The organism is Streptomyces sp. UNOB3_S3 (genome assembly GCF_020740895.1).
Classification (GTDB): domain Bacteria; phylum Actinomycetota; class Actinomycetes; order Streptomycetales; family Streptomycetaceae; genus Streptomyces.
Window position 1 is genome coordinate 1 of the sequence record NZ_JAILXP010000325.1, and the last position, 8,196, is coordinate 8,196.

Annotated in this window: 7 protein-coding genes; all 7 read right to left on the minus strand. The window is 72.8% G+C overall.

The window, feature by feature from the left end:
- A partial coding sequence (locus K6I33_RS27455; RefSeq protein ID WP_229357226.1) for a DUF3492 domain-containing protein occupies positions 1 to 1,453 on the minus strand: 1,453 nt, incomplete at its 3' end.
- 155 nt (positions 1,454 to 1,608) lie between these two features.
- On the minus strand, positions 1,609 to 3,234 hold the full coding sequence (locus K6I33_RS27460) for an ABC transporter ATP-binding protein (RefSeq protein ID WP_229357221.1): 1,626 nt from the start codon (positions 3,232 to 3,234) through the stop codon (positions 1,609 to 1,611).
- Entirely contained in the window at positions 3,231 to 4,220 is a 990-nt protein-coding gene (locus K6I33_RS27465) for an ABC transporter permease (protein ID WP_229357222.1), read from the minus strand. The genes K6I33_RS27460 and K6I33_RS27465 overlap by 4 nt, the downstream gene beginning before the upstream one ends.
- Complete coding sequence (locus K6I33_RS27470; protein WP_229357223.1) at positions 4,217 to 5,263, minus strand: ABC transporter permease; 1,047 nt, start codon at positions 5,261 to 5,263, stop codon at positions 4,217 to 4,219. The genes K6I33_RS27465 and K6I33_RS27470 overlap by 4 nt, the downstream gene beginning before the upstream one ends.
- Complete coding sequence (locus tag K6I33_RS27475; RefSeq protein ID WP_229357224.1) at positions 5,260 to 6,984, minus strand: ABC transporter substrate-binding protein; 1,725 nt, start codon at positions 6,982 to 6,984, stop codon at positions 5,260 to 5,262. The genes K6I33_RS27470 and K6I33_RS27475 overlap by 4 nt, the downstream gene beginning before the upstream one ends.
- Before the next feature lie 160 nt (positions 6,985 to 7,144).
- On the minus strand, positions 7,145 to 7,237 hold the full coding sequence (locus K6I33_RS36685; protein ID WP_346429068.1) for an Ms4533A family Cys-rich leader peptide: 93 nt from the start codon (positions 7,235 to 7,237) through the stop codon (positions 7,145 to 7,147).
- Between the two features lie 65 nt (positions 7,238 to 7,302).
- A partial coding sequence (locus K6I33_RS27480; protein WP_229357225.1) for a DUF3152 domain-containing protein occupies positions 7,303 to 8,196 on the minus strand: 894 nt, incomplete at its 5' end.

Consider the following 8,196-nt stretch of genomic DNA (forward strand, 5'->3'; position numbering starts at 1 on the left):
CGGGGGTGCCGAGCTGGACGGGGGCGCGGGAGAGGACTTCCAGATAGATCGCCCCGAACCCGGCGACGTTCTGCTCGACGGTGAAGAGCTCCAGCGCGCGGGCGCGGGCGGCGGCGCCCAGCCGGGCGCGGCGCTCGGGGTCGCCCAGCAGCGCCAGGCACGCGTCGGCGAGGGCGGCCGGGTCGCGCGGGGGGACGACCAGGCCCGTGCCGCCGATGACTTCGCGGACCGCGCCGACGTCCGGGGAGACCGTGGCGCGGGCGCAGAACATCGCCTCGGCCAGGGCGGCGGGGAAGCCGTCGACGGCTCCGGAGAGGAGGACGACGCTGCCCGCCGCGTAGTCCTCGGGGCCGCAGGCGGGGCCGAAGGAGACGCGTTCCGGGGTGGTGTCGGTATCCGGTGGGACCCCCACCACTCTCAGCCGCAGCTCCGGTTCGGCCGTGCGCAGGGTGGCGAGGGCCTCCCACAGGTGGGGCTCGGTCCGGCCGCCGACCCACACCAGGGTGGGGGCGCCGTCGGTGCGGGGGGCGGCGTTCTCGTCGCCCTCGCCCACGGCCTCGTAGAGGCTGGCGTCCATGCCGGGGTGGACGGTGCGCAGCCGGGAGCGGTCGGCGCCGCAGCGCTCCTGCCAGCGGCGGCCCTGGCCGTCCCCGGCGGTGATCACGGCGGCCTCGGCGTAGATCAGCTCGGTGAGCCTGCGGTGGAAGGCGGAGAGGAGGGTGCGGACGGACGGGGAGAGGTCGGCCGGGGCGGAGGACAGGTAGTACTCGCGGAGCCCGATCTCGTACTCGGTGACGAGGAGGGGGGTACCGAAGAAGCGTTTGGCCAGGAGACCCGGGAGGGCGGCGGAGCCGGCGGAGGTGGCGTGGCAGAGGTCGACGGCGGCCAGGCCGCGGTCGCCGTCGGCGGTGCCGTACCAGTCGAGGGAGAGCGGGCGCAGGGCGCGCTCGATCAGTCCGGAGACGACGAGGAGGTCGGTGACGCGGGTGCCGTAGGCGGCGGGGTGGGCGCCGGGTGCGCGGCAGGCGGTCTCCAGGGCGCGCAGGGCCAGTTCGGAGCGGAGGGCCGCCGCGAGGCCGCCTTCCTCGCGGGCGAGGTCGGCGAGGCCGCCCAGGCCATCGGCGAAACGGTACGCCTGATCTCCCGGGAGGGTGATGGCCGCCGCCAGGTCTCCGAAGTGGGCGGTGAACCGCCGTCTCTGGTCGCGCCCGTACGTGCCGTAGGCCCGGCCGCTGCCGCCGGGGGCGGGTCCGCCCCACAGGGGTGCCGCTCTCACTCGCCGGACGTTGCCCGGCAGCGCGTACCAGCCGCTGTCCTCCTGACGGGCCGTCCGGCTCAGTGCGTAGAGCTCGAAGTCGTGCTGGCCGAGCCCGCGCACCAAGCGGTCGCACCACTCTCCGCCCTCGCCGGCGGCGTATGGGTAACCGCCTTCGGAAAGCAGTCCCACGCGCACGAACACACCCCCGTTCTCCCTTGTCGGCAACCGCCGTTACGGCAGCGGGGAGCACGCTATGCGCGCTTCCCGGTGGCGCGGCGGACGGTTGTCCGTCGCGCCACCGGAAGGGGTGAACAGAAGTGACTTTCGGCCAGATGCGGCGTTGTTCCGCGCTATGCGGTGGCTTCCGCCGGTTCGAGCCGGGGCACGGCCGCCAGCAGGCCCTGGGTGTAGGTGTGCCGGGGCCGCTCGTAGACGGTGTCGGCGGGGCCCTCCTCGACGATCCGGCCGCCGCGCATGACGACGAGCCGGTCGCTGACCTGGCGGACGACGGCGAGGTCGTGGGCGATGAAGACCACGGCCAGTCCGAGCTCGCGCTGCAACTCGCCCAGCAGCCGCACGACCTGCGCCTGCGTGGTGACGTCGAGCGCGGAGACGGGCTCGTCGCACACGATCAGCTTCGGTTCGGGGGCCAGTGCCCGGGCGATGCCCACGCGCTGCCGCTGGCCGCCGCTGAACTCGTGCGGGTAGCGGTGGTACGCGTCCGGGTCGAGGCCCACGCGCTCCAGGAGTTCCCTGACGCGCGCGACGATCCGGGCGTCGTCCAGCCGTCCGGCGGCCCGCAGCGGGTCGGCGATCGACTCGCCGACGCTGCGGCGCGGGTTGAGCGAGGAGACGGGGTCCTGGAAGACCATCTGGAGCTCGCTGCGGAAGGAGCGCAGCTCACGGTCCTTCAGGCCGCCGATGTCGCGGCCCCGGTAGCGCAGCTCGCCGCCGGTGGGCTCCAGCAGACGGACCAGCATCCGGCCGAGAGTCGTCTTGCCACTGCCGGATTCACCGACGATGCCGACGGTCTCCCCCGCCCGGATGGTGAGCGAGATGTCGTCGACGGCGGTGACGGTCTTCCTTCCGCGCCCGAACTCCCGCCGGAGGCCGGAGGCTTCGAGCAGGACGGGGCGGCCGTCTTCCGGAGTGGTGGCGATCTCCCGGCGGACGTTTACGCGCGGGACGGCGGCCAACAGTTCACGGGTGTAGTCCTCCCGGGGCCGGGCGAGGATCTCGCGTGCCGGGCCGTGCTCGACGGCCCGTCCGTCCTTCATCACGAGCAGTTCGTCGACGCTGGAGGCGGCCACGCCCAGGTCGTGGGTGACCAGGACGAGCCCCATGCCGGTCTCCTCGCGCAGTTCGCGCAGGAGGCCGAGGATCTGGGCCTGGACGGTGACGTCGAGGGCCGTGGTGGGCTCGTCGGCGACGAGGAGCCGGGGGTCGCAGGCCAGCGCCATGGCGATGAGGGCGCGCTGGCGCATGCCGCCGCTGAACTCGTGCGGGCGGGAGCGGGCGCGCCGGGCGGCGTCGGGGATGCCGACGCGGCCGAGGACCTCGACGGCGCGGGCGCGGGCCGCGCGGCGGCCGGCGCCCGGGTGGTGCAGCCGGTGGACCTCGGCGATCTGGTCGCCGATGGCCTGGTACGGGTCGAGCGAGGACAGCGGGTCCTGGAAGACCATGGCCGCGACGCCGCCGCGCAGCCGCCGCAGGGCGGCGTCGTCGGCGGCCTGGACGTCCTGGCCGGCGACGCGCACGGTGCCGGTGACCTCGGCTCCGGTGCCCCGGTGGAGGCCGAGGAGGGCGTAGGCGGCGGTGGACTTGCCGGAGCCGGACTCGCCGACGACGGCGAGGGCGCCGCCGGGGGCGAGCTCGAAGGAGAGCCCGGAGACGGCCTGGACGGCGCCGTCGGCGGTGGGGAAGCGGACGGACAGGTCGTCCACGACGACGAGGGGTTCGTCGGTGACGGTCGTCATCGCAGCACCACCCTTCGGTCGGCGGCGGCGTAGAGCAGGTCCGCCACGATGTTGGCGATCACGACGGCGGTGCCGGTGACCATCACGACGGCGACGACGACCGGCAGGTCGATGGTGCGGGTGGCGTTCACGAGGAGCTGTCCGATGCCGGGCAGGCCGAACATCATCTCGGTGAGCATGGCGTTGCCGAACATCGACCCGAAGTCGGCGGCGGTGAGCGCGACGACGGGGGCGACGGCGCCGCGCAGGGCGTGCCGTCCGATCAGGGAGCGCTCGGTGGCCCCGTAGGCGCGGAAGGTGCGGATGTGGTCCTCCGCCAGCGTCTCCAGCATGGAACTGCGGGTCAGCCGGGCGTATTTCGCCGACTCGAGGAGGCCGAGGGCGAGCCAGGGCAGCAGCATGTTCCAGGCCCACTGCTCGGGGTCGTCCATGAGCGGCACATAGGTGGGGAAGGGCAGCCACTCCAGGTAGGCGCAGAACAGCATCAGCAGGCCGAGGCCGCTGATGAAGACGGGGGTGGCGGTGCCGGCGAGCGTGAGCCAGGTGAGCACGCGCTCGGTGGGGCCGCCGCGGCGGAGCGCGGACAGCAGTCCGGTGCCGGTGCCGAGCAGCAGCCAGACGACCATGGCACCGGTCGCGAGGGATGCGGTGGCGGGCAGCCGCTGGACGATCAGGTCGGTGACCTGCTGGTCGTTCTGGTACGACAATCCGAAGCACGGTGCCTGGCAGTGGAGGACGCCGGTGCCGGTGGAGTAGTCGTGCCCGGTGACGATGCCCTGGAGGAAGTGCCAGTACTGCACGTACACGGGGTCGTTCAGGGCGAGCTGCTCGCGGACCTGGCTGATCTGTTCGGGGTTGCAGCGGGGGCCGCAGGCCAGGCGCGCGGGGTCGCCGGGCGCGATGTAGAAGGTCGCGTAGACGACGGCGGAGAGCACGAGGACGACGGCGAGCGCGCCGAGGGCGCGCCGCAGGAAGTAGCCGGTCATGCCGCGCCTCCCGCGTCGCTCGTACGGATCCCCGCGTCGCTCGTGCGGGTCCCCGCGCCGCTCGCGCGGGGCGTGCGCCGCTTGCGGCCGACGCCGAGCCGGGACGCCTGGCGCGGGTCGAGCGCCGTGCGCAGGCCGTCGCCGAGGACGGTGAAGGCGAGGGTGGTGACGAAGAGCATGAGGGCGGGCAGCAGGACGTACATGGGGTCGGCGCGGAACCAGGTGGTGGCCGTGGAGAGCATCTGTCCCCAGGAGGGGGTGGGCGGCTTCACGCCGACGCCGAGGAAGGACATGCTCGCCTCGATGACGATGTTGGCCGGCAGCAGCACGGCCGCGTAGGTGATCACGGGGGCGGCGAGGGAGGGCAGCAGTTCCCGGCGGGCGATGCGGCGCCGGGAGGCGCCGGTGAGCCGGGCGGCCGAGACGAAGTCGAGCTTGGTCAGGCCCAGGGCCTGGGCGCGGACGAGCCGGGCCATGCCGCCCCAGTTGAGCAGTCCGATGGCGATGACGAGCAGCGCGGGGCGGGGGAAATCGGCCGGGACGACGGCCATCAGGGCGATGGCGAAGACCAGCAGGGGCATGGCCACCATGACGTCGGTGAGGTGGCCGAGCGCGCTCTCCACGACGCGGCTGCCGAGCGCGGCCGCCAGGCCCACGGCGAGGCCGAGGAGCACCTGGACGAGCGTGGCGCCGATGCCGACGAGCAGCGAGACGCGGGCGCCGTAGAGGAGGCGGACGAACAGGTCGCGGCCGGTGCCGGGTTCGACGCCCAGCCAGTGCTCGGCGCCGATGCCGCCGAGGTCGCCGAGCGGGACGCCGCCGCGGGCGGAGTCGACGAGGGTGTCGTGGTAGCTGTTGGGGTCCTGGCCCTCCAGGGCGGCCAGCAGGGGCGCGCCGAGGGCGAGGAGTGCGAGCAGGGCCAGGACGGCGGCGGCCGCGAGCGCGGACTTGCGCGCGCGCAGCCGCCGCCATACCTGCCGGGCGCCGGAGGCGGGAGCGGTTCCCGCCTCCGGTTCCTGGGTGGTGATCAGTTCCGTGGTCACTTGACGGCGACCTGGGAGACGTCGAGGACACCGGTCCAGTCGCTGATGACGACGTTCTTGACGTCCTTGCCGACGAGGCGCTTGTAGACCGGGTGGAAGAGCGGCACGGTCAGCGCCTGGGCGCCGATCTTCCGGTCCAGGGCGCCCCAGCGCGTGGCGGCGGCGTCATGGTCGGTGATCTTGTTGATCTCGTCGATCTCGTTGTTGACGGCGGAGTCGTCGAGGCGGGAGGCGTTGAAGTTGGCGCCGTCCTTGACGATCTGCCGGCCGTCGAAGATCGGGGCGAGGAAGGGGCCGCCGGAGGGCCAGTCGGCACCCCAGTGGGCGAGGAAGAGATCGGGCTGCTTGTCGACGCTGTGGGTCTTCTCGTCGTAGTCGTTCTCCTCCAGGCCCTCCAGCTTGACCCGGATGCCGGCCTCCTTGAGGGCGGCCTGGAGCGCGGTGGCGATCTCCGGGCTGGTCTCGAAGTTCTGGGCGGTGGAGTGGGTCAGCGTGATGTCCAGGCCGTCCGCGTGACCGGCCTCCTTCAGCAGCTCCTTGGCCTTCGCGGCATTGCCGGTGGCGCCGGCCGGGAAGGGGTCGTCGGGGGTGTAGCCGAAGGACTTCTGGTTGGGCAGGAAGGTGGTCGCGGGCTCGGCGAGCGCGGAGCCGCCGGCGGCGTTGACGACGCTGGTGCGGTTGACGGCGTAGGCGATGGCCTGGCGCACCTTGGGGTCGTCGAAGGGCTTGGCCTTGGGGTTGAACGCCAGGTAGTTGGTGTAGCCGAAGTGGCCGGTGCCGACGCGCGCGGCCAGCTTCTTGTCGGCGGTGACCTGGGCGAGCTCGGCGGGGCCGAGGTTGGTGTCGGTGGTCACGGCGGCCGCGTCGGCGCCCTGGCCGGCGGAGAGCCGCTGGTTGATGACCGCCGGGGAGAGGCCGGACTTGACCTCGATGCGGTCGGGGTAGGCGTGGCGCTCCTTGTCGGTCTCCTCGGACCAGTTGGGGTTGCGCTCCAGGACCATCTGCTCGCCGTCGTTGGCGTTCTTCACGACCTTGTACGGGCCGGAGGAGACGGGGTGCTCGGCGTACTTGACGCCGGTGTCCTTGGCCTTGGGCACGGGGGCGAACTGGGTGGAGGTCGCGAAGTAGGGGAAGTCGCCCTCGGACTTCTTCAGCTTGAAGACGATGGTCTTCGCGTCGGGGGTCTCGATGGAGTCGAGGCCCTTCTTCTCCTTGTACGGGCCCTGGTAGGTGTCGCCGCCGATGAGCCAGTCGCGCAAGTAGGGGGCACCACCGGAGAGTTCGGGCGCGAAGGAGCGCTCGACGCCGTACTTGACGTCGGCGGCGGTGATGGGCGTGCCGTCCTCGTACTTCAGCCCGTCCTTGAGCTTGTACGTCCAGGTCTTCGCGTCGTCGCTGGGGGTGCCGGTGTCGGTGGCGAGGTCGGGGACGACCTTGGTGCCCTCGGCGCCGTTCTCGCGGTTGCGGGTGGTGAGGGTGCGGTAGACGAGCGAGGGGATGTTGCCGCCGCCGGAGGTGTAGAGGCGGGCGGGGTCGAACTGCTTCTGCGGCGCTCTGTTGAGGACCGTGAGCGTGCCGCCCTTCTTCGGCGCGCCGTCGGCGCCACCGCCGGCGGAGTCACCGCCGCTCCCCTTCGGGCCGCACGCCGCCGCGCCGCCGACCAGGACCACGCTGACGGCTGCCGCGGCCACGCGGCGGGATATGACGGACAGTTGACGCATGACAGGTCAGGCCTTTCGCGGGAATGCGAGGGGAAGGAGCGCGGAACGCGTCCCCGGAAGGCGGCAGGAGAAGAGCGCGCGGAAGCGCCCGTACCGCCCCCGGCGGACGCGACGCGTGAAGGCGCGCGGAAGTACGCGGGGAGATGCCGGAACGGGTCGTTCAGCGACAGTGAATGTCGGCGACGGAGTGCGCGGCCACGCCGATCAGCGCCAGCTCGAAGGCGGCGTTCTCGAAGGCGGGGCGGGACGACATGCCGAGAAGACTGAACGAATTTTCGCCCAGCCGCAAAGGTGTCTCAGGGTGCGAGACCTACTGTCTCAGGAGCCGGACCCCGGGAAGGGCCAGGCGTTGGGGCGGCAGGTCTTCCCGTCGGTCGTGAGGAACTTGGTCTGCTGCATCATCACGGGCGCGAGCGCGCCCTCCTTGGCGCAGGACTCGTGGTCGTGGCCGAGGCGGTGGCCGACCTCGTGGTTGATCAGCATCTGCCGGTACTCGTGCATCCGGTCGCCGAAGGTCTGCGAGCCCTGTGCCCAGCGGTAGGCGTTGATCATCACGCGGTCGGTCGCGGCCGAGTCGCAGGAGACGTTGTCCTCCGTGGTGTCCAGGCCGGACTTGGCGCACCAGGCGGCCGTCGTCTTCGGGCTGGCCAGGGTGACGACGAAGTCGGCGTCGCCGGAGGAGACGCGCTCGAAGGTGCGCTTGCCGCCGTGGCCCCAGCTGCGGTCGTCGTTGAGGGTGCGGTGGACGGCGGTGGCGAAGAGCGAGCCGTCGAACGGCAGCCCCTTCTCCACGTCAACGCGGTACCGGAGAACATCACCCTTACCGGGGGCCTTGTCATGGCCCGCCACGGTCACGAATTCACCCGAGGCCCCCGCGTCGGCCTCCAGCGGGTACTTCTTCGCCATCTTCTGCTCGTACGTCGCGGGCACCTCGGCACCGCCCTTGGGCGTGGGCCTGCTGTCGGAACGCGAGGCCGTGTCGGGGTCCACGCGCTTGCCGACGTCCGCGGCGCGCGCCCGCGCCGCGTCGTCCCCGCCGTCGCGCAGCTGGGTGGTCACCGTCACCGCGAGGACGGCCGTCACCACGGCCGCCGCGACGCCGATCACCGTCCGCCCGGCGCCGCCACGGGTCCCGCCGCCACGGTTCCCGGCGCCGCGGGCCGCCGCGCGCCCGCCCTCACGGCGGGGCCGGGGCGGGCCGGGGGCGACGGG

Bases quoted from the DNA above. Each gene is read 5' to 3' on its own strand.
- K6I33_RS27460 (WP_229357221.1), bottom strand. From the start codon at position 3,234: ATGACGACCGTCACCGACGAACCCCTCGTCGTCGTGGACGACCTGTCC.
- K6I33_RS27465 (WP_229357222.1), bottom strand. From the start codon at position 4,220: ATGACCGGCTACTTCCTGCGGCGCGCCCTCGGCGCGCTCGCCGTCGTC.
- K6I33_RS27475 (WP_229357224.1), bottom strand. From the start codon at position 6,984: ATGCGTCAACTGTCCGTCATATCCCGCCGCGTGGCCGCGGCAGCCGTC.
- K6I33_RS36685 (WP_346429068.1), bottom strand. From the start codon at position 7,237: ATGTCGTCCCGCCCCGCCTTCGAGAACGCCGCCTTCGAGCTGGCGCTG.